Consider the following 20,043-nt stretch of genomic DNA (forward strand, 5'->3'; position numbering starts at 1 on the left):
GGTTTCTTACTGGATGTCCCAGCGCTCGGGGTGAGCTGCGTAGGGGCCGCCGCCCGGCGCCGGCGTCCAGACGAAGTCATGCAGCTTGTTGGAGGCTACGCCATAGCGGTTGGCCACCCACAACGTCGCCCAGGGTAGCTCCTTGTTCATCACCTTGCAGACCCCCTGCCAGGATTGATCGAGCTTGGCCGGATCGGTTTGGCCTAGCGCGGCGTCCAATGCGGTGCTCAGATCGTCGAACTCGATGCGCATGGTGTTGAAGCCTGCCGGCGGGATCTGCGACTTGTTGAGGCCGGGATTGAGGCCGGCCGGGTTGGGGCCGTTCTGCAGGCCGGCATAGACCATCGGAAAGGCGTTCCAGTCCGGCGTGCCTTGCTTGTAGACGATGCCGTTGTAGGTCGGCGTATCGACGACCCGCGGCACCACATTGATGCCGACCTCGGCCAGCATCGACTGGACAGCGGCCATCACATTGGCCGCTTGCGGCGAGCCGTAATAGGTCAGCAAGGTGATCGGCTTGTCGCCGTTGATCTTGTCCCAGCCGGCCTCGCTCAGCAGCGCCTTGGCCTTTGCCGGATCGTAGGCATAGGGTTCGAGGCCTGCGGGAACGAGATGCGGCGCGACATAGCCGCAATTGGCTGGCTCGGCGGCACCGCCGTAGAGGCTGTCGATGATGGCGTTGCGATCGATCGCGTACATGATCGCCTGGCGGACACGGATATCCCTAAACAGGTCGACCTTCTGGTTCAGGCCGATATAGTTGACCACGTACGAGGCACCTTCGATCACCTTGAAATTGCTGTCGCTCTTGAACGATGCCGCATCGTCGGGCTCGACATAGGTGAACTGGATTTCGCCGGCACGGAGTGCGGCAACGGCCGCCGCCGGCGACTCGAAATAGCGGTTGATGAGCACGTCTACCTTCGGCTTGCCGCCGCGATAATCGTCATCGGCTGCCAGTTCGACATATTGGTCGGTCACGTAGCGCTTGAACTTGAACGGGCCGGTGCCGACCGGTGTGGTCGACCACCAGGTGCTTGTCGCCAGCGATTCCGGCGGCAGAGCGGCCAGGGCATGCTCCGGCAGGATCATCAGCTGCGAGAGGATGGATAGAAACGAGCCGTTCGGTTTCGATAGCTTCACCACTGCGGTGTGGTCATCCGGGGCATCGACCGAGGCGATGTTGGCGAGGCGGGCGGCAAACAGGCTGCCGGAGGCCTTGTTCTTGGCAAGCTCGAGGGTGAACTTGACGTCCTTCGAGGTGAACGGTTTGCCGTCATGCCAGGTCTCGTTGACCAGGTTGAACGTATAGCTCAGCTGGTCGTCGCTGATCTTGTAGTCCTTGGCGAGGTCGCCTTCGATATCGGCCAGCCCGGCATTGTAGATGACCAGCGGTTCAAAATAGGTGCTGAGCCAGGTGTAGCCGCCGGTCGCCACCAGCGGGTTGAAGTTCTTGGGAAAACCGCCGGGGCCGACGTCGAAGCCGCCCGCAATGGTCTTGGCGCTTTGTGCCTGGACACTGGTCAATGGGGCAATGCTGGCGAGCAGCAGCCCGGCGACTGAGAATGCGATGGTCCTGATACGCATGGTTTCCTCCCTTGGCATAGTCAGGTTGTTCTTCAGCTTGTTCGGTTTTTTGCGATAACCTGCTGGATCCCCCGGTAATGGTCGTCGAGTCGCCGACGCGCCTGGCCGACGTCCTTGGCGGCGACAGCCTCGACGATCTCGTGATGGTCGCGCCATGTCGCCAGCGGCGTCGGATTATCGAGATTGGTGAAATTCGAGGCCTTGTTGAACGCCGTCCAGAAGATGTCGATCAGCGCGCTCAGCATGTGATTGTTCTGGCAGCGGAACAGCAGCTGATGGAATTGCTGGTCCTCTTCGGCGAAGCTCTCATGGCGCTCGGCACGTTGCCGCATGCGCTCGGTCAACTGGCGCAGCGCCTCGATGTCCTCGGCACTGATCATCTCGATCGTCTTGGCGATGAGGCCGGTTTCCAGCACCCGACGGATTTCGCGCAGCTCTTCGACATCGCGCAGCGAATCCTGCAAACCGTAGGCCAGGTTATCCAGCAGCGGCTTGAACGAGAACTCCTTGACGAACACGCCGATGCCGCGTCGTGTCTCCAGGATGCCGATCGATTCCAGCGCCTTGATGGCTTCCCGCACGGAGTTGCGGCCGACGCCGAGCCGCTGCGCCAGGAACGTCTCCGGCGGCAGGGGATCGCCTGCCTTGAGCTGGTTGCTTTCGATATAGGCCCTGAGGCTTTCCTGCACGGTGACGTGAAGCAGCGGCGGTCTGCTCAACGGTTCGATCGACTTCAGTTCCGCCATCCCACTGCCTTCATCATCCGCTGAAGCTTGCCCGCTGCTTGTCGTATAGCCACTTGTAGGATATCCTGCAAGCCCATAACAAACCTGCTGCCTCCGAATGAAGATTACCCTCGCCGGCTCGAGCCACTGGCACGCCGAAATACACCTCGACGCCGCACGCTTTTACGGCACGGAGATCGCCGGTATCTGGGACGAGGATCCTGGCCAAGCGCAAGCGTTCGCCGCGCACCACGACCTGCCGTTTATCGAAGATTTCAAGGAGATACTCTCCAGCCCGCCGGATGTGATCCTGTTGATGGGGCACCCTTCGATGGTGCCGGCGCGGGCACGTGCGATCATCGCGGCAAGGATACCGCTGATCCTGGAGAAGCCGGCGGCCAGCCATACTAGGGAACTGATGGCGCTGCGCGACCTTGCCAGGCAGTACCAGACTTTTGTCGCTGTTCCCCTGCCCAACCGTTTCGGGCCGGCCGTTGCCGGCCTTGAACGGCTGCGCCGGCAAGGTCGCGCCGGCCCCGTGGCGCATTGCCAGTTCCGGCTGGTCAACGGCCCGCCGCAACGCTACATCGCCGACGGTGTCGCCTGGGTGCTCGACCCGGCGGTTGGTGGCGGGGGTGCATTGAGGAATCTCGGCATACACGGCGTCGACGCGGCACTCAGCCTCGCAACCGGCAAGCTCGGCCTGAAAAGCGTTTCGATCGCGAACCGCATCCATCCCGGCCCGGTCGAGGATCACGCACTTCTGGTGCTGGAAGACGAGGCCGGCGCGCTGTTCATCGTCGAGGCCGGTTACACCTTTGCTTCGATGCGCCCCGGCGGTGACTTCGAGTGGCGCATCGTCAGTGCCAATGCCACCCTCATCGATCATGGCGACCATGTTATCTGCGCAACGCTCGACGACGCGGCAATCGTCGACTTGCCGGTCGAACTGCCGGCAACGCGCTATCGTCTGTTCATGCGCGATACGCTTGACCGGCTGGCCAGAAAGGCGCCTCCGCCGGTGTCCATCGAAGATTATGTTGCGGCGATGTCGCTGATCGACGCCGCTTATCAAAAGGCAGGACCATGATTGGAATAGGAATTATCGGCGCCGGCGATTTCGGCGCAGCCCATGCGCGGGCAATCCGCGAGGTTGGAAATATTCGCCTCGTCGCGTCCTGCCGGGGAAATACCGATGCGTTGGAGCGATTCACCGCCGAATATGGCGGCCGCGGCTACACTGATTGGCGCAAGCTGCTGGACGACAAGGAGGTGGATGCGGTCCTCATTGCCAGCCCGCACCATCTCCATGCCGAAATGGCCATCGGCGCGGCAAAGGCCGGCAAGCATATCCTGCTCGAAAAACCGATGGCGCCGACGGTGGCTGCCTGCGATGCGATCAACGCCGCCGTGGCCAAGGGTGGCGTCAAGCTGATGGTCGCCCACCTCATGCATTTCGCCCTGCCCTGCATGGCGGCCAGGCAAATTCTGGAGGAAGGCGAGCTCGGCCGGCCGCTCGCCGGATCGAGCTGGATCATCAAGCTGTGGATGGAGCACAATCGCCGCGACTGGCATCTGCGCAAGGCGACCGGCGGCGGCATGCTGTTGACGGCCGGCATCCACGCGGTCGATCGTCTGGTCTGGCTGATGGATGACGATGTCGTGTCGGTGAGCGGCATGCTCGGCGCCAAGTTCCATGACCAGGAAGCAGACGACAGCGCTCTGCTCGGATTGCGCTTCGCCGGCGGCGGCATCGGCCAGGTGCAGAGCGTCGGCTATCGCACCGGCGCCACCACCTATGCCATGGACCTGGTCTGCGAGCGGGGAACGCTGCGCATCGACATGGACCGCGGCACCATGCTTGGCCGCGAGACGGTCTGGACCGAGCTGCCCGGTTCCTTTGAGCCGAACTGGATGCATAACGCGCTGGTGCGCGAATGGAGCGCAATGCGCGATGCCATTGCCGATGACACGCCGGTGCCGGTCGACGGCATCTATGCGCGCAAGATCATCGCCATTATCGAGGCTGCCTTCGCGTCGAACGAAACCCGCCGCGAACACGAGATCGCCGGTGGACGCTGACCTCGACGACCATCTGGCCCGCTTGCCCGCACACGCACCGCGCGGCATCTGGGGCGCGGTGATGCTGGCCATCGACGATCGCGGAGCGATCGACTGGCAGGCGACGGAAGAGACGATCGCCCGGCTCTACGCCTCAGGCGTCGACGGCATCTATTCCAATGGCACGGCCTGCGAATTCCATTGCCAGACCGAGCCCGAATTCGACCGGCTTTGTGAGTTGGTCGCAACCATAGCCGGCCGCGCGCGCCTTCCTTTCCAGATCGGCATCAGCCAGTCCAATCCGCGCGTCGCGCTGGAGCGACTGACGCGGGTCGCCGGACTTCGCCCGGCGGCGGTGCAGTTCACGCTGCCCGACTGGTGGCCGCCCAGCGACGACGAGGTCATGCGCTTTGCCGGCGGCCTGTGCGACGCCGCGCCTGAAACGCCGCTGGTGCTCTACAATCCGCCGCACGCCAAGCGCCACCTGACGCTCGACGGCATCGCCAGTCTGCGTGCGGCCGTGCCATCGCTGGTCGGCGCCAAGCTGCCGGGCGGCGACGCCGGCTGGTATGCCGACATGCGCCGCAAACTGGACGGATTTTCCGTCTTCGTCCCCGGCCACACGCTGGCAACAGGCTATGCTGGAGGGGCCCATGGCAGCTATTCCAACGTTGCCTGCCTCAACCCGAAGGGCGCGATGATGTGGTGGCAGATAATCCGCACCGACATGGCCGCCGCTGCCGAGGTCGAGGCCCGCATACAGGCCTTCCTCGCCGCACATGTCCTACCGTTTCGCACCCGTTACAATGTCGGTGATGCAGCACTCGATAAGGCGATGGCGGCGGCCGGCGGCTGGGCGCCGCTCGGCCCGCGACTGCTCTGGCCCTACAGCTCCGTTCCCGATCAGGAAATACCGACGCTGGCCAGGGCGGCTCACGCGGCTTTCCCGGAATGGTGGTAGACCCGTCACCAAGGCGCGGGACGACGGTGGCTCTTCAGCAGCCGGCGCGTGCTCCCTGTGTCGCGCGTGACGCAAACGCCCCCGGCTGAGGGACATCGGCCTCGCGCCGTGCCAGCGAATTGCGCAGCAGTGCGATCGCCTCGCGGCCGGCGGTCGCAATCTCGCGTGGCCTGTCGATGCCGACGATCATGAACTCCTTGATCCCCAAAGTGGCGTAGGAAAGCAGCGACAGCGCGACCTGCGCCGGCGGCCCGGCAAGTTCGAGCGCCTTCTGGCAGGAAGCGGCCGGTTTGTCTTCCGTACGGATTCGGACGGGAAGCGCGAAACGCAGCTTGCCGGCCCGGCCGTGTTCGGCGGCGGCGCCGCGTACGCGCTCCATTGACTGGCGGATTTCTGCAAGCGAGCCCGGCGCCAGCTCGAACACATCCGCATGCCTGCCCGCGACCCTGAGCGCCGTGCCCGACTGTCCGCCCATGCGGATGGTCACATCGGCACCATGCGGCCCCTTGCGCGGCACATAGCCGCCTTTGATGCTGTAAAAGGTGCCTTCATGGTCGAACGGCCTGTCGTTCGACCACAACCGCTTCAGCAGCACCAGATATTCGTCGATGCGTTGCCAGACCACCGTATGGCCGGCCGGACGTGCCTCGGCATCGTCGTCGCTCAGCGGCTCGCTGAGCATCCTGAGCGACAGCCGGCCACCGCTTCTCGCGTCGAGGGCAGCGAGCTGCCGCGCCGCCACGGTTGGTTCGATCACGCCTGCCCAATGCGTGAGCACGACCTCCAGGGACGAGGTCCGGTCCAGCGTCTGGGCGGCAAGGTCCATATTGGTCAGCAGCCCGGCCTGGTCGTCGATGACGATCTTCCGGAATCCGGCATCCTCGATCAGTGACAGCTTCGTCGCGGTCTCGACAAAGTCGTAGAAAAAGCTGGCGTTGGTGGCGTGGATCTTACCGGGAACATGCGTGAACTCGATTGGCATTGCCATCTCCTCCATCACGTTGGAATCAGGGCGCGCAAAAGCGCACCGACATTCGGTTCATCAACTCCGGAATTTCTGCAAACGGCAGGCCGCTATCCCGAGGAAGCCTCGATGATCAGAGCCTTGACAATCAGGGGATCAGCCCCAGTACCACTGCCCCGGTGAATACAAACGCAAGGGCAAAGACGAGATAGGCGAAAGCGCCGGCATAGGCCGGCCGCCACACCTGGTCGGAACCCAGCCTTTGGCCTTTGCGGGCAGTCTGAGCGTTCTGGCTATAGGACATATCGACCTCCGTCTCGGCGCTTAATCTATAAAATCAGTAGACTTTGTCGAGTGCTATTTTCGCGCGATCCTTAGAACAATTTTCTCCAAATGATAGACACATTAGTGCTTTTACTGCTTAGCGCTGCCTTTCGAGGCATGCCAGGGTGACGGCAGGAAACGGGTCTGTGGCTCCTTGGCCATCCAATGGATGAGGGATAGCATCGCTTCAGCGGAAAGCCGCGACGTCACGGCAAGGCAGCAGGGAGCAAACCATGGGCACAAGACTGGCCGGCAAGGTCGCCATCATTTCGGGCGGCGCGACGGGAATGGGCGGTGCGGCCTCGGAGCTTTTCGCGGCCGAGGGCGCCAAGGTGGCGATCGTCGACCGCAACGGCGAAGCAGCCGCCGCCACCGCAGCGGCGATCAGGCAACGCGGCCATGTCGCCGAGCACTGGGTCGCCGACGTATCGGATGAGGCGCAGGTCGAAGCGGCGGTGAAGGGCGCGACGGAAAAATTCGGCCCGGTCACGGTTCTGTTCAACCACGCCGGCACCCTCGTCATCAAACCCTTCCTGGAGACCACGCTGCAGGAATGGGACTGGCTGCATGCCGTCAATGTGCGTTCGATGTTCCTGATGACGCGTGCCGTGCTGCCCGGCATGATCGCCGCCGGCGGCGGTTCCATCGTCTGCACCTCGTCGATCTCGGCGGTGGCGGCGACGCCGATGGAGGTGCTTTACGACACCACCAAGGGCGCCTGCCATATGTTCGCGCGTGCCATCGCCGTCGAGTTCCGCGACCGCAACATCCGCTGCAATGCGGTCTGTCCAGGCTTCATCAGGACACCGCATGGCCTGCGCGAGGTCGCCGATCTCGACAAACTCGGCGTCGATGTCTCCGACGCGGCAATGGCGGCGCAACAAGGGCGGATCGGCGAGCCGGAAGAGGTCGCGAAGGCAGCCCTGTTCCTGGCCAGCGACGAGGCCAGCTTCGTCAACGGCGCCCATCTGTTCGTCGATAACGGCTTCACCGCGATGTGAAAGGCGAAGCGCCGCTACCGCTCTTCGCGCCGGAACGGCTTGAGCAGCGCCGACGGGGCCACCGCATTGCGCGACATCACCGCCATAGCGACGATGGTGAAGATGAACGGCAGCATCAGGAAGGCCTCGTAGGGGATATGGCCAAGCCCGCTCGCCTGCATGCGCAACTGCAGGGCATCGACGAAGGCAAACAGCAGTGCCGCGCCTGCCGATCGCCACGGATCCCAGCGGCCGAAAACGACGAGCGCGATTGCCACCCAGCCACGCCCCGAAACCACGCCGAAGGTGAAGGCGTTGAATTGCGCCATCGACAGGAAGGCACCGGCCAACCCCATCAAGGCACCGCCGAGGATCACCGCCTGGAAGCGTGTTGCAATGACGCTGACGCCGGCAGAATCGGCGGCACGCGGGTTTTCGCCGACCATGCGCACCGACAGGCCCCAAGGCGTGCGGTAGAGCACGAAGGCGGCCAGCGGTATGGCCAGCATCGCCATGTAGACCAGCGAGAACTGGTTGAACACCGCCGGCCCAAGCACCGGAATGCCGGACAGGATCGGGATCGGCAGCGTCTCGAATCCCTTGATGTTCGGCGGTACCGATTGCTGGCCGAAGATCAGCCGGTAGAGGAAATAGGCAAGGCCGGAGCTAAACAGCGTCACGCCGATGCCGCAGACATGCTGGCTGAGGCCGAGCGCTACAGTGAACAGCGCGTGCACGGCGCCCATCAGCGCCCCGGTCAGCACCGCCGCTAGCACGCCAAGCCAGAGGCTGCCGCTGAGGCTCGCCGCGGTGAAGCCGGTCATCGCCGACAAAAGCATGATGCCTTCGATGCCGAGATTGAGCACCCCGGCGCGCTCGGAGAACATTTCGCCCAGCGTCGCAAAGGCCAGGGGCGTGGCGATGCGGATGATGGCGGCCAGGAAGCCGACCTGGAAGATCTGCTCCAGCACCACGCTCATTTGGCTGTTCCCACGCGACGGAGGCGATAGGCGGTGAACAGCAACGCCACCAGCATGGCGAGCAGCGCAGTTCCCTGGATGACATCGCTGAGGAAGGCCGGAACGCCGGTCGCCCGCGACATCGCCTCGGCGCCGGTCATGACGGCGGCAAGGAAGATCGCCGCCGGCACCACGCCGAGCGGATTGAGCCTCGCCAGCATGGCGACGACGATGCCGGAATAGCCATAGCCCGGCGAGATGTCGCTCATCACCTGGAAATGCACGCCGCCGACCTCGCCGACGCCCGCAAGGCCGGCCAATGCGCCAGACAGCAGCGCCGTCGAAATCAGCACCCGCTCGACATTGATGCCGCCATAGCGCGCCGCCTCGGGGTTTTCGCCGGTGACCCTGATGCGGAAGCCGAGCGTGGTGCGCGCGACCACGAACCAGATGACCGGTGCGGCGACCAGCGCCGCGACGACCCCGAGATGCAGCCGCGTGCCTTCGAGCAGCACTGGAAAATTGGCCGTATCCTCGATCGGCGGCGAGATCGGGTAGCCGCTGAAACTGTCCTTCCATGGCCCTTCGATCAGCGCCATCAGTGCGTAGAAAATGACCGAGTTGAGCAGCAGCGAGCTGACCACGTCATCGACCCTGAATTTTACCCGCAGCGTGGCGGGGATCAGGGCGACGGCCGCGCCGGCGGCGGCACCCGCCAGCGCCATCAGCAGCATGGCGAGCGGCCCCGGCATCTGGATTGCACCGACGGCACAGCTCGCCACCGCACCAGCCAGCAATTGCCCTTCGGCGCCGATATTCCAGAATTTGGCGCGGAAGGCGACTGCCACGGCAAGTCCCGTGAAGATCATCGGGGTGGCACGCACCAGCGTTTCGGTGACGGCGTAGCTGTCGCCCAGCGACGCCGAAAACATAACGCCATAAGCCTCGACGACGCCGGCGCCAGCCAGTGCAATGAGGCCGCTGCACAGGATCAGCGTCGCGCCGATGGCGAGCAGCGGCAGCGCCAGATTGAACCAGGCGGGCGTTGAGGTGCGGGCCTCGAGACGGAACATCAGGCATGGCCCTCCGCTCCGGTCATCATCAACCCGAGTCTGGCGATGCTGGCGTCGGCGCTGTTCAGCGTGCCGACGATGCGGCCCTCATACATCACCGCGATACGATCCGAGAGCATCAGCAACTCTTCCAGATCCTCGCCGATGACGACGATGCCGCAGCCCTTGGCGCGCATGTCGAGGAATTTTTCGTGGATGAAACGCGCGGCGCCGATGTCGAGGCCGCGAGTCGGCTGCGAAACGATCAGCACCTTCGGATCGAAGGCGAGTTCGCGCGCCAAAAGCGCCTTTTGCAGATTGCCGCCGGAAAGCGCCCCGGCGCGCGTCATCGGCCCGGGGCAACGTATATCGTAGGCTTTGATCTGTGCCTCGGCGAAGGCGCGGATCGCATCCGGCTTGAGCAGGCCGTTGCGGCTGAACGCCGCCGTGCCGATGCGCGGCAGCACCATCGAATCGGCGAGCGGCAGATTGGTGACCAGCCCTGTCGTCATACGGTCTTCCGGGATGCGGCCGAGGCCGAGCGCCTGCACTGTGCTCGGCGAGAACCGCGAAACCGTTTTGCCGGCTATGGTCATCTTCCCGGCATCGGGCGCACGCACGCCGGAGATGACCTCGGCAAGCGCGCGCTGGCCATTGCCGGAGACGCCGGCGATGCCAAGGATCTCGCCGCCACGAACCGACAGCGAAACATCGCGCAGCGCCATGCCGGAATGATGAGATGTCGAGATACCGTCGAGGGTCAGCACGGCCGCACCGGGCATCGACGGTCCTCTGGCCGGAGGCACGATCTCGTGGCCGCACATCAGCCGCGCCATCTCCGAGGACGTGGTGCTGGCCGGCGCATCGACGCGGCCGGCAACGCGCCCATGCCGGAGCACGACGCAGCGATGCGTCAGCGCTCGCACCTCGTTGAGCTTATGCGAGATGAAGATGATGCCGAGCCCTTGTGCCGCCATCGAGCGCAGCGCCGAAAACAGCCCGTCGACCTCGGTTGGTGCCAACACCGCCGTCGGCTCGTCGAGGATCAGCAGCCTTGCGCCGCGAAACAGCGCCTTGACGATTTCGAGCCGCTGTTGCTCGCCGACCGACAGCGCCGAGACGGGGAGGTCCGGGTCGAGCGTCAGCCCGTGCTGGCGGCCGATCTCGGCGAGCCGCGCCAGCCCGCCGGCGCGGTCGATCCGGCCCGATCTGCCGGGAATGCCGATCAAGAGGTTCTCCAGCACCGAAAGCCGCGGTGCGAGATGAAAATGCTGGTGCACCATGCCGATGCCGGCGGCCAGCGCATCGGCCGAACTGTTGATCGCCACCGACCGGCCCTGCACCAGGATCTCGCCGGCATCGGGCGCATAGGCGCCGAACAGCACGTTCATCAGCGTCGTCTTGCCGGCACCGTTTTCGCCGAGCAGCCCGAGGATTTCACCCGGCGCGACGCTGAGATCGACGGCTTCGTTCGCCTTGACGGCGCCAAAGCTCTTGGAGATGCCGCGCATTTCGATGAGAGGGGCAGGCGTTGACAAGGGTGCTCCCGATCGGAATTGGCTTACGATTCAGCTTGGACCTGCGGGTGGCGCTCGTCGCACCCCCCTCTGGCCTGCCGGCCATCTCCCCCTCAAGGGGGGAGATCGGATGTCACTTCTGCTTTCGCAAATCGTCAACGCTGAAGAGGAGGGCGCTGTCGGCGAAGCTGCTAATCTCCCCCCTTGAGGGGGAGATGGCCGGCAGGCCAGAGGGGGGGTGCGACAAGCACCAACCCCAAAAGACAGAGCCCTAATCCGAGACCGGCGTATTCTCATCGACGTCGACGCGGAAATTGCCGTCGAGGATCTCTGCCTTCTTCTTCTCGACCAGTTCCTTGACCTCGGCCGGCAGCGTCTTGTCGAACTTGTGGTAGGGCGCGAGGTAGGAGCCGCCCTTGGCCATGCGCGAGAAATCGCCGTAATCCTGCGCGGTGAAGACGCCGGCCTTGACCAGCTTGATCGCCTGCTCGACGGTCGGATACATGTCCCAGACCGGCCCGGTGATCACCGTGTCGGGGCCGAGGCTCGACTGGTCCGACATGTTGGAGATGGCGAGGATCTTCTTCTCCGCCGCCGCTTCGATGACGCCGAAGCGCTCGGCATAGATGACGTCGACGCCGGCATCGATCTGGGCGACGGCCGCTTCCTTTGCTTTTGGCGGATCGAAGAACGAGCCGATGAAGGCGACCTTCTTCTTGATGTCGGGATTGACCTCCCTGGCGCCGGCAAAGAAGGCGTTGACCAGCCGGTTCACTTCCGGAATGCCCATCGCCGCGACGGCGCCGACCGTGCCTGACTTCGACATTTTTCCGGCGATCATCCCGGACAGATAGGCCGGCTCGTGAATCCAGTTGTCGAAAACGCCGAAATTCGGCTCGGCCGGCCCGGCGCCGGAGCCGAACAGGAAGGCGGTCTTCGGGAACTGCTTGGCGGTCCTACGCGATTCGCGCTCGGCGGCGAAGGCATCGCCCAGCACCAGCTCATAGCCGCCCTGCGCATATTCGCGCATGACGCGGCTGAAATCGGCCGTCTGCACCTTCTCCGACCATTTGTATTCGATGCCGAGTTCCTTCTCGGCCTTCTGCAGGGCAACGTGGATCTGGTTGTCCCACGGCTCCTCGATCGGCGTGGCGAAGATCGCCGCCACTTTCAGCTTCTTGGTCTTGGCAAAGGCGCTGCCCGGCAGCATCGCCGCCGCCAGGCCGAGCGCGCCCAACTCCAGCACGTTGCGGCGCGAAAGCCCTTCGCGTTTCGATTGGATTCTGCTCTTTTTGTTGTCCATTGCATGCCCCTCTGTTCGACAGCCATGTCGAGCCGGCTGTTCGGAAAATATAAAGACAGGGAACTATGGAACGACGCCGGACCTTTGTCCACATGGTCAAATTTCGGGTAATGTCTCAGTTTGAAATTTGACGCGATTGAACGTGCCGCAAGCCGAAGGACGTAAGGCTCTATTTCAAGCCTTCGCGCGGTTGAAAGAATGCTTTCCCACGTTTTTTGCGGTTCATGGCCATTTGCGATCAAGCTCGGCGCGTTGTGAAAGGCGTCCGCGAGCATCCGTGCCTTTTCCGGTTTGTCAGTCCCTCGAATTTCGACGAGAACATAATGCAGAATTATGAGGATTGTATCGTTGGTAATGGGTTGAGGATCGCTCAATTCAAACAGCTTTCTTGCAAGGGCCACACTTTCCCGGCCTAGGCGCAACGGTGTCCATCATTTCGCAAGGATCGCCCATTGACCAGAGCGTCTTTCGCATATCGGGCAAACGAGATAGGCGGCGCCAGGGCTCTGCCCCAGGGCGGCCAAAAGATCAAACGCGTTCGAGCGCCACGGCGATGCCCTGGCCGACACCGATGCACATGGTGGCGAGCGCGTATCTGGCGCCGCGTTCACGCAGCTCCAGCGCCGCCGTGCCTGATATGCGCGCACCCGACATGCCGAGCGGATGGCCGAGCGCGATGGCACCGCCATTCGGGTTGACGTGCTCCGCATCCTCGGCAATGCCGAGCTGGCGCAGCACGGCGATGCCTTGCGAGGCGAAAGCCTCGTTGAGCTCGACGACGTCGAACTGTTGCGGCTCCAGGCCGAGCCGGGCACACAGCTTCTGCGTGGCCGGCACAGGGCCGATACCCATGATGTGCGGCGCCACGCCGGCGGTGGCACCGCCCAGAACACGGGCGATCGGCGTCAGCCCATATCTTTTCGCGGCTGCTTCCGAGGCGACGATCAGCGCCGCCGCGCCGTCATTGACGCCCGAGGCATTGCCGGCCGTAACCGTGCCGCCTTGTCGGAACGGCGTCGGCAACTTGGCCAACGCTTCGATCGACGTGCCCCCGCGGGGATGCTCATCTCTGTCGACAACGACCGGATCGCCCTTGCGCTGCGCGATCGTCACCGGCGTGATTTCCTTTGCCAGCCGGCCATTGGCTTGTGCGGCTACAGCCTTGTCCTGGCTGCGCACGGCAAATGCGTCCTGGTCGGCGCGGGAGACAGCGAACTCTTCCGCCACGTTCTCGCCGGTCTCCGGCATCGAATCGACGCCGTATTGCTTCTTCATCAGCGGATTGATGAAGCGCCAGCCGATCGTGGTGTCGTAAATCTCGGCATTGCGCGAAAAGGCGGTCTCTGCCTTCGGCAGCACGAACGGTGCGCGCGACATCGATTCGACGCCGCCGGGTATCATCAGCTCCGCCTCGCCGGCCTTGATGGCGCGGGCAGCAATCATCACCGCGTCCATGCCCGAACCGCAGAGGCGATTGACGGTCGAGCCGGGAACCTCCTTGGGCAGGCCGGCCAGCAGCAGCGCCATGCGCGCCACATTACGATTGTCCTCGCCGGCCTGGTTGGCGCAGCCATAGACGACATCGTCGATGGCGGCCCAGTCGATGCCCGAATTACGCTCGACCAGCGCCCTTAGAGGTATCGCGCCGAGATCGTCGGCACGGACCGCCGACAACGAACCGCCGAAGCGTCCGATCGGCGTGCGGATGTAGTCGCAGATATAGGCCTCGGCCATTATGCAGCCTTCCCGTTTGCGCTGATGATTTCTGCTCCCGACCCAGCCATGTTGGCCGCATTCTCCTTGAGACGAAAGCACATCTCGCCGCCGGCCGTTAGGCCAAAGAGAATTTCAGCTGCCGCCCGCCGGGAGCGGCGGATCAGCCGATGCTTTCTCCACCGTCGATCACCAGCGCCTGACCGGTCATGAAGGACGAGCGGTCGGAGACGAGGAACAGGATCGCTTCGGCGATTTCCTCCGCGCTGGCCCAGCGCTGCATGGGAATTTTGGTGCGGACATAGTTCTCGATCGCTGCCCGCCCGCCCATCTGCGCGATGAACGGCTCGTTGAAGGGCGTATCGACCCAGCCGGGGCACAGCGCGTTGATGCGGACATTGTGTTTGGCATAGTCGAGCGACATCTGCCGGGTCATCGCCACCACTGCATGTTTTGACGTTGCGTAGGCGATCATTTCGCGGTCGTAGAACACACCCGAATTCGAGGCGGTATTCAGGATCACCCCGCCGCCTTGCGCGATCATCGACGGCATGACCAGCCTGGCCGCGAGGAACTGCGCCCGCACATTGATCCGCCAGGAGGCATCCATGCCGTCGGCGCCGAGTTCGGTCAGCGTGCCGCCGACCTGGATCCCGGCATGATTGTGCAGGATGTCGATCCGCCGATGCCGCCCCAGCGTTCCCGCAATGAGCTGCTCGACCGCCGCATCCTCGCCGACGTCGGTGGCGACGGCCTCGGCCCGACCGCCGGCCGCACGAACGTCGGAAGCGGTTGCTTCCCCCGCCGCCTGGTCCCTGTCGGCGATCACCACGAGCGCGCCTTCCCTGGCCATCATCATGGCGCCGGCACGCCCGATCCCCGACCCGGCACCCGTCACCACGGCGATGCGATCTCTCAGAATCATGTTTTTGTCTTTCAGTGTGATGGTTTTCGTTGCCGCAGTTGCCATTGGGCAAGCACAACGAGCAGAACGGAGGCGACGAGCACGATCGTCGCGATGGCATTGATCTCCGGCGTGACCCCGCGCCGGATCGAGGCGAAGACATAGATCGGCAATGTCGTCTGTGCGCCGGCGACGAAGAAAGCGACGATGAAATCGTCGAAGGAGAATGTGAAGGCGAGCAGGAATCCGGCGATCACCGCCGGCATGATCTGCGGCAACACGATGCTGCGGAACGTCGTCAGCGGGGTAGCGTAAAGATCGCTCGAGGCCTCGACCAGATTGCGGTCGAGGCTGCCGAGGCGCGTGCCGACAATCATCGCCACCAGCGCCATCGAAAACAGGCCGTGCGCGGCGATGATCGAGCCATAGCCGAGCGCCAGGCGCGGTGGCTGGTCGTTCGGCCACAGCGAAGCGACAAACGGGTTGACCACCCCGAATAGCTGGACCAGCGCGACCAGCGTCGAGATGCCGATGACGACGCCAGGAACGACGATCGCAGCACCCAAAAGCGCATCGAAGACGGCTCGCGTCTGCGCGCCGACACGCGCCAGGCCAAGCGCGGCCGCCGTGCCGCACAGCGCCGCCAGCAAGGCGCTGGTCGTGGCGATGAACAGGCTGTTCTTCAGCGCTTCGACCAGGAACGGGTTTGCCAGGGCCTTGCCGTACCATTGCACCGAGAAGCCAGTGAACTCGCTGGCGTGGTGGCCGGCGTTGAACGAAAACAGCACCACCAGCGCGATCGGCAGGTAGAGAAAGGCAAAGACCGCAACGACGAAGGCACGCATCAGATCAGGTCCACCCGGCGGGCACCCGAAAGCCGGGTCGAAATGCGGTTCGCGGCAAGCAGCACGACCACTGAAACCGCCACAAGTGTGATGGCGATTGCCGATCCGAATGGCCAGTTGCGCGATTGCAGGAACAGATCGACCAGCGCGTTGCCGATGAAGAAGACCTTGCCGCCGCCGAGTAGCGTCGGGATCAGATATTCGCCGAGCAGCAGGACCATGACCAGCGAGAAGCCGGTCATCACACCTGGCAGCGACAGCCGCAGCGTCACGCCGAGGAATGTCGAGATCGGCGTCGCGCCGAGATCGGCGGAGGCCTCCAGCAGCCGGCGGTCGAGCCGCTCGAGGCTGACATAGATCGGCAGGATCATCAGCGGCAGATAACCATAGACGATGCCGAGCAGAACCGCTCCCGGCGTGTTGATCAGCCGCACGTCCTCCATCCCGACATAGGCCAGCAGAGCTGGGATGCCGCGCCCGCCAAGCACATACATCCAGGCATAGGTTCGCATCAGCAGGCTGGTCCAGAACGGGATGACGACAAGCGCCAGCAGGATCAGCCGCCACCGTTCCGGCGCGCGCAAAGCGAGGTAATAGGCGACCGGATAGGCAACGAGAAGACAGGCCAGTGCGCCCGCCGGCGCCAGCACCATGGTGTTCCAGAAGGCGGTCGCCCGCGCCGGAAGATTGGCATACTGCGCCAAGGTGAAAGCGGCCTGATAGCCGCCTTCCGGCGCCCGCTCGCCGACGCTGAAAACGGCGATCGCCACGAACGGCAAAACTAAAAACACCACCAGCCACGCCGTTGCTGGACCGAGCAGCAGGGCGGTCAGGAGATTGTGACGGAGGACGTTGCTGCGCATTGAAAAAACCGCCCGGGTGCCGGCGGACATCTGTCCGCCGGGGAGTTGCCTGCATCGAGCCTGTGGCCTGCCCGGTTCAAGCCGACTTGAAGCGTGCCATCAATTCGGCCCGGCCCGGATCGGTTAGCGTCGCAGCCGCACCGAATTCGAGCGGCTTCAGCAGATCCGCCGCCGGATAGAGGATCGGATTGTCCAGCACCTCCTTGGGCAGCAGCGCATTGACCCGCGCATCGGTGGAAGGCGCACCGTTGGCCAGGTGCTCCTTGACCGCGACTTTCGGGTTCATCAAATAGTTGAGCAAGGCATAGCCGGCAGGCTTGTTCGGCGCATCCTTGGGTATTGCGTAGAAGTCGGTCCAGATCTCGCCGCCTTCCTTGCCAAGCACGTAGGCGATTTCGGGGATGTCGCGGTGGAGCTGCGCCCCGTCATTGGTCCAGCACATCGTCATCCAGGCGTCGCCGGCACGCATCGACGGCTGGTAGTCGCTAGAGACCGCGAACAGATGCGGCTTGACCTTCAGCAGCAATTCCTCCGCCTTGGCGAGTTCGTCCGGCTTCAGCGAGTTGAACGAGAAGCCGAAATATTTCAGCGCGTTGCCGATCGTGGTCAGCTGGTAATCATGAACCATGGTCCGGCCGTCGCCCTCCGCCATGGCCGTGTCCCAGAATTCCTTCCAGCTCGTCATCGGCTTGGTCAGTTTCTTGGTGTTGACGGCAAAGCCGGTGGTGCCCCAATTCTTCGGCACAGCGTAGGTCACGCCGTCGATGGTGCCTTCCCCAGTGAAGCGCGGGTCTTCTTGCGAGCCGTCATAATTGGCAAGCTTGGCCATATCCAGCGCTTCGATGATGCCAAGCTTCTTGTAAGTCGAGATCGTGTAGTTGGTCGGAACGAAAAGGCTCCAGCCCGAGGCGCCGGCCTGCAGCTTGGCCAGCATCTCCTCGTTTGACCCGAACACGTTCACCTCGACGGCAACGCCGGTTTCGGCCTTGAAATTCTCGAACGTCGCCGGGTCGTGATAATTGGGCCAGGTGGCAATCGACATGCGGTCGCCAAGCCCCTCCTGGGCGAAGGCTGGCGACGGCACGATGCCGAGTTCGCGGGCCATTACTGCCGTTGCGATGCCTAGGCCGGTGAGGCCAAGGAACTCGCGGCGGCCGATGGAACCGCGCTTGAGGCGCATCAACTGGTCGACGAATTTTTCAGGGCTTATCGGCAGTCCGTCACGATACGATTTCGACATTTTTGTTTTCCCTCTGGTTGGTCACGTTATTCTCCGGAAACGCCAGCGGCGTTCCGGCTGTAAAGCCGACGGCGACGGGTTCACCCGGCTTGAAGAGATTTCCACCGCCAACCAGATAATCGGCCTTGGCGAGCAGTGTCCCGATGCCTTGGACCTCGATTGCATATTCCGCGGTGGAACCGAGAAAGATCCGGTTGCGGACAAGCCCGTTCAGCCGGCCGCTTCCGGGCGCGCCGAGACTTAGGGATTCAGGACGCAGGCTGACCGAGACGGCTTCGCCCTGGGCTAGCGAAGTGCGCTTGCGCGCGGCGATGACGGTGCCGTCGGCAAGCGCTACCTCGACGAGCTTGCCCGAGAGCCCGACGACCTTGCCGCTCAAGAGATTGGTCTTGCCGACGAAATCGGCGACGAAGAGGTCGGCGGGTTCGTCGTAGATTTCGCTCGGCTGCCCAAGCTGGACGATGCGCCCGCCATTCATGACGCAGACGAAATCGCTCATCGACAGTGCCTCTTCCTGATCGTGGGTGACCAGGACGAAGGTGATGCCGATCTCGCGCTGCAGGTTCTGCAGCTCTATCTGCATTTCGGTGCGCAGCTTCTTGTCGAGCGCCGCCAGGGGCTCGTCGAGCAGCAGCACCGCCGGCTTGTTGACCAGCGCCCGCGCCAGGGCGACACGCTGCTGCTGGCCGCCGGAAAGCTCATGGATCTTGCGGCGTCCATAGCCGGCAAGCCGAACCATGGCGAGCGCCTCGCCTGCCTTCAGGCTGATCTCCCGCGACGACAGGCGCGGCCGCGCCTGGCGTAGGCCATAGGCGACGTTGTCCGCCACATCCAGATGCGGAAACAACGCATATTGCTGGAACACCATGTTGACCGGCCGCCGATAGGGCGGCGTGCCGGCCATGTCGCGGCCACGGATGAATACCACACCTTCGCTTGGCTGTTCGAAACCGCCGATCATGCGCAAACAGGTTGTCTTGCCGCAGCCGGACGGCCCGAGCAACGCGACAAAGGCAGACGGCGGGATGGCAAGATCGATGCCGCTGACCGCGATCACGCTGCCGTAGCGTTTGGTGACCCCGCGAAACTCGATGTCGGGCACTGCGGTCAAAGCTGCGGACTCCGGCGGCTAGTTGGTCTCGAAACGCTATCAGAGCCAATGGCGGCTAGTATATACCTCCCAGGTGGTATATTTCGTCTATTTTCTCGTCTGGAGGGGTATGAATTGGGCGTTTCACGCAGCGATGAATACAGCCGGCTCGCTGCGCTCATCGCAGCGACGCGGGAGACGAGCGGCGAGCTTTTCGGCAAGGCGATGGTCGCCTGGCTCCGCCAGCATGTCAGCTTCGATCATTGCGTGATCTTCGGCTATCGCGGCGCCTCACGCCCGCCGCTGCTGTTCGAGACATTCTCGCCGGCCGAAAGCCATGTCTTCGTCGCGCTCTATCAGGAAGGGCCTTATCTGCTCGATCCGTTCCACCATGCGGCAGTCGAGCGCAAGGAAGGCTTTTGGCGCATGCGCGAATTGGCGCCGGATCGCTTCTATGCCAGCGAATATTACCGCTCCTATTACAGCCAGACCAGGCTTGCGGAGGAGGTCGGTTTTTTCGTGCCGCTGCCGGGAAAGGACGCGCTGGTGGTCTCGCTAATGCGATTGCGCGCTTCGGGGCCGTTCGGAACCGCCGATGCCAGGTTGCTGCGCGACATGGCGCCTGCGGTGATCAGCCTCGTCAGGCTGCGCTGGCCTACCCTTCCGGCTGACGGACCGGTTGGGACGAAGCAAGACGAGGCGATTGCTCCGGCCAGTGAGTTCGAACGTGCTCACATCTGGAAGAGCCTTTCGCTCACGCCGCGCGAACAGCATGTCGTCGATCTGGTGCTTCAGGGCCATTCCACGGAATCGATTGCCAGGGCGATGCGCATCGTGCCGGGAACCGTAAAAGTTCATCGCCGCAACATTTACCGCAAGCTCAAGATAAAGTCGCAGGCGGGTCTGTTCGCGCGTTTTGTCGAGATCATGGACGCACGGATTCGGTAGTCCCAAG

General features: G+C 63.5%; 19 protein-coding genes. 5 read left to right on the forward strand and 14 right to left on the reverse strand.

What is annotated here, in order from left to right; translation table 11 throughout:
• Positions 1–6: 6 nt before the first annotated feature.
• Both NKI25_RS09015 and NKI25_RS09020 read right to left on the reverse strand, forming a co-directional pair.
• Positions 7–1,587: an ABC transporter substrate-binding protein gene (locus NKI25_RS09015; RefSeq protein WP_023678170.1), complete on the reverse strand. Its 1,581-nt coding sequence runs from the start codon at positions 1,585–1,587 to the stop codon at positions 7–9.
• 32 nt (positions 1,588–1,619) lie between these two features.
• Positions 1,620–2,333 carry a FadR/GntR family transcriptional regulator gene (locus NKI25_RS09020; RefSeq protein WP_352696935.1) on the reverse strand — a complete coding sequence of 238 codons (714 nt, stop codon included), beginning with the start codon at positions 2,331–2,333 and terminating at the stop codon, positions 1,620–1,622.
• Between the two features lie 97 nt (positions 2,334–2,430).
• Here NKI25_RS09020 and NKI25_RS09025 point away from each other — a divergent pair, with 97 nt between their 5' ends.
• From NKI25_RS09025 to NKI25_RS09035, 3 genes are read left to right on the forward strand one after another with little or no spacing between them, the layout of a single operon-like run.
• Positions 2,431–3,402, forward strand: a complete 972-nt coding sequence (locus tag NKI25_RS09025; protein WP_352696937.1) for a Gfo/Idh/MocA family protein — start codon at positions 2,431–2,433, stop codon at positions 3,400–3,402.
• A complete protein-coding gene (locus NKI25_RS09030; RefSeq protein ID WP_352782936.1) occupies positions 3,399–4,394 on the forward strand; it encodes a Gfo/Idh/MocA family protein in 996 nt (331 codons plus the stop codon). Before NKI25_RS09025 ends, NKI25_RS09030 begins: the two co-directional genes overlap by 4 nt.
• The gene (locus NKI25_RS09035; RefSeq protein WP_352782933.1) at positions 4,384–5,334 is read left to right on the forward strand and encodes a dihydrodipicolinate synthase family protein; all 951 of its coding nucleotides are present in this window, start codon (positions 4,384–4,386) and stop codon (positions 5,332–5,334) included. The genes NKI25_RS09030 and NKI25_RS09035 overlap by 11 nt, the downstream gene beginning before the upstream one ends.
• Before the next feature lie 34 nt (positions 5,335–5,368).
• Here NKI25_RS09035 and NKI25_RS09040 read toward each other — a convergent pair whose 3' ends face one another.
• Both NKI25_RS09040 and NKI25_RS09045 read right to left on the reverse strand, forming a co-directional pair.
• Positions 5,369–6,316: an LLM class flavin-dependent oxidoreductase gene (locus NKI25_RS09040; RefSeq protein WP_352636939.1), complete on the reverse strand. Its 948-nt coding sequence runs from the start codon at positions 6,314–6,316 to the stop codon at positions 5,369–5,371.
• A 130-nt stretch (positions 6,317–6,446) separates the two neighbouring features.
• Positions 6,447–6,602, reverse strand: a complete 156-nt coding sequence (locus tag NKI25_RS09045; RefSeq protein WP_023678176.1) for a hypothetical protein — start codon at positions 6,600–6,602, stop codon at positions 6,447–6,449.
• A gap of 253 nt (positions 6,603–6,855) precedes the next feature.
• On the opposite strand from NKI25_RS09045, the gene NKI25_RS09050 reads away from it, so the two are divergent.
• Positions 6,856–7,623: an SDR family NAD(P)-dependent oxidoreductase gene (locus NKI25_RS09050; protein ID WP_352470743.1), complete on the forward strand. Its 768-nt coding sequence runs from the start codon at positions 6,856–6,858 to the stop codon at positions 7,621–7,623.
• Between the two features lie 14 nt (positions 7,624–7,637).
• Here NKI25_RS09050 and NKI25_RS09055 read toward each other — a convergent pair whose 3' ends face one another.
• From NKI25_RS09055 to NKI25_RS09100, 10 genes are all read right to left on the reverse strand, one after another.
• Positions 7,638–8,582, reverse strand: a complete 945-nt coding sequence (locus NKI25_RS09055) for an ABC transporter permease (protein ID WP_352574549.1) — start codon at positions 8,580–8,582, stop codon at positions 7,638–7,640.
• Positions 8,579–9,634: an ABC transporter permease gene (locus NKI25_RS09060; RefSeq protein WP_352782928.1), complete on the reverse strand. Its 1,056-nt coding sequence runs from the start codon at positions 9,632–9,634 to the stop codon at positions 8,579–8,581. The genes NKI25_RS09055 and NKI25_RS09060 overlap by 4 nt, the downstream gene beginning before the upstream one ends.
• A complete protein-coding gene (locus NKI25_RS09065) occupies positions 9,634–11,124 on the reverse strand; it encodes an ABC transporter ATP-binding protein (RefSeq protein ID WP_502897353.1) in 1,491 nt (496 codons plus the stop codon). The genes NKI25_RS09060 and NKI25_RS09065 overlap by 1 nt, the downstream gene beginning before the upstream one ends.
• A 277-nt stretch (positions 11,125–11,401) precedes the next feature.
• Positions 11,402–12,433, reverse strand: a complete 1,032-nt coding sequence (locus tag NKI25_RS09070) for a BMP family protein (RefSeq protein WP_023678180.1) — start codon at positions 12,431–12,433, stop codon at positions 11,402–11,404.
• Positions 12,434–12,961: 528 nt separating this feature from the next.
• Positions 12,962–14,167 (reverse strand): 3-oxoadipyl-CoA thiolase, encoded by a 1,206-nt coding sequence (pcaF, locus tag NKI25_RS09075; RefSeq protein WP_352998371.1) that lies wholly within the window; start codon positions 14,165–14,167, stop codon positions 12,962–12,964.
• Positions 14,168–14,309: 142 nt separating this feature from the next.
• Complete coding sequence (locus tag NKI25_RS09080) at positions 14,310–15,071, reverse strand: SDR family NAD(P)-dependent oxidoreductase (protein ID WP_352998372.1); 762 nt, start codon at positions 15,069–15,071, stop codon at positions 14,310–14,312.
• Between the two features lie 11 nt (positions 15,072–15,082).
• Complete coding sequence (locus NKI25_RS09085; protein WP_352594120.1) at positions 15,083–15,895, reverse strand: ABC transporter permease; 813 nt, start codon at positions 15,893–15,895, stop codon at positions 15,083–15,085.
• A complete protein-coding gene (locus NKI25_RS09090) occupies positions 15,895–16,758 on the reverse strand; it encodes an ABC transporter permease (RefSeq protein ID WP_352594121.1) in 864 nt (287 codons plus the stop codon). Before NKI25_RS09090 ends, NKI25_RS09085 begins: the two co-directional genes overlap by 1 nt.
• A gap of 76 nt (positions 16,759–16,834) precedes the next feature.
• Entirely contained in the window at positions 16,835–17,998 is a 1,164-nt protein-coding gene (locus NKI25_RS09095; RefSeq protein ID WP_352594122.1) for an ABC transporter substrate-binding protein, read from the reverse strand.
• Positions 17,979–19,109, reverse strand: a complete 1,131-nt coding sequence (locus NKI25_RS09100; protein ID WP_352594123.1) for an ABC transporter ATP-binding protein — start codon at positions 19,107–19,109, stop codon at positions 17,979–17,981. Before NKI25_RS09100 ends, NKI25_RS09095 begins: the two co-directional genes overlap by 20 nt.
• Positions 19,110–19,223: 114 nt before the next feature.
• Here NKI25_RS09100 and NKI25_RS09105 point away from each other — a divergent pair, with 114 nt between their 5' ends.
• Positions 19,224–20,036: a helix-turn-helix domain-containing protein gene (locus NKI25_RS09105; RefSeq protein ID WP_352594124.1), complete on the forward strand. Its 813-nt coding sequence runs from the start codon at positions 19,224–19,226 to the stop codon at positions 20,034–20,036.
• Positions 20,037–20,043: the final 7 nt, after the last annotated feature.

The sequence above is a fragment of the Mesorhizobium sp. M0808 genome, assembly GCF_040320025.1.
Taxonomy (GTDB): domain Bacteria; phylum Pseudomonadota; class Alphaproteobacteria; order Rhizobiales; family Rhizobiaceae; genus Mesorhizobium.

What these genes read in the sequence shown, in the direction of transcription:
- NKI25_RS09070 (WP_023678180.1), bottom strand. Translation starts at nt 12,433, where the DNA reads ATGGACAACAAAAAGAGCAGAATCCAATCGAAACGCGAAGGGCTTTCG.
- NKI25_RS09045 (WP_023678176.1), bottom strand. Translation starts at nt 6,602, where the DNA reads ATGTCCTATAGCCAGAACGCTCAGACTGCCCGCAAAGGCCAAAGGCTG.
- NKI25_RS09020 (WP_352696935.1), bottom strand. Translation starts at nt 2,333, where the DNA reads ATGGCGGAACTGAAGTCGATCGAACCGTTGAGCAGACCGCCGCTGCTT.
- NKI25_RS09080 (WP_352998372.1), bottom strand. Translation starts at nt 15,071, where the DNA reads ATGATTCTGAGAGATCGCATCGCCGTGGTGACGGGTGCCGGGTCGGGG.
- NKI25_RS09095 (WP_352594122.1), bottom strand. Translation starts at nt 17,998, where the DNA reads ATGTCGAAATCGTATCGTGACGGACTGCCGATAAGCCCTGAAAAATTC.
- pcaF (WP_352998371.1), bottom strand. Translation starts at nt 14,167, where the DNA reads ATGGCCGAGGCCTATATCTGCGACTACATCCGCACGCCGATCGGACGC.
- NKI25_RS09040 (WP_352636939.1), bottom strand. Translation starts at nt 6,316, where the DNA reads ATGCCAATCGAGTTCACGCATGTTCCCGGTAAGATCCACGCCACCAAC.
- NKI25_RS09065 (WP_502897353.1), bottom strand. Translation starts at nt 11,124, where the DNA reads ATGCGCGGCATCTCCAAGAGCTTTGGCGCCGTCAAGGCGAACGAAGCC.
- NKI25_RS09090 (WP_352594121.1), bottom strand. Translation starts at nt 16,758, where the DNA reads ATGCGCAGCAACGTCCTCCGTCACAATCTCCTGACCGCCCTGCTGCTC.
- NKI25_RS09015 (WP_023678170.1), bottom strand. Translation starts at nt 1,587, where the DNA reads ATGCGTATCAGGACCATCGCATTCTCAGTCGCCGGGCTGCTGCTCGCC.
- NKI25_RS09060 (WP_352782928.1), bottom strand. Translation starts at nt 9,634, where the DNA reads ATGTTCCGTCTCGAGGCCCGCACCTCAACGCCCGCCTGGTTCAATCTG.
- NKI25_RS09025 (WP_352696937.1), top strand. Translation starts at nt 2,431, where the DNA reads ATGAAGATTACCCTCGCCGGCTCGAGCCACTGGCACGCCGAAATACAC.
- NKI25_RS09055 (WP_352574549.1), bottom strand. Translation starts at nt 8,582, where the DNA reads ATGAGCGTGGTGCTGGAGCAGATCTTCCAGGTCGGCTTCCTGGCCGCC.
- NKI25_RS09030 (WP_352782936.1), top strand. Translation starts at nt 3,399, where the DNA reads ATGATTGGAATAGGAATTATCGGCGCCGGCGATTTCGGCGCAGCCCAT.
- NKI25_RS09050 (WP_352470743.1), top strand. Translation starts at nt 6,856, where the DNA reads ATGGGCACAAGACTGGCCGGCAAGGTCGCCATCATTTCGGGCGGCGCG.
- NKI25_RS09085 (WP_352594120.1), bottom strand. Translation starts at nt 15,895, where the DNA reads ATGCGTGCCTTCGTCGTTGCGGTCTTTGCCTTTCTCTACCTGCCGATC.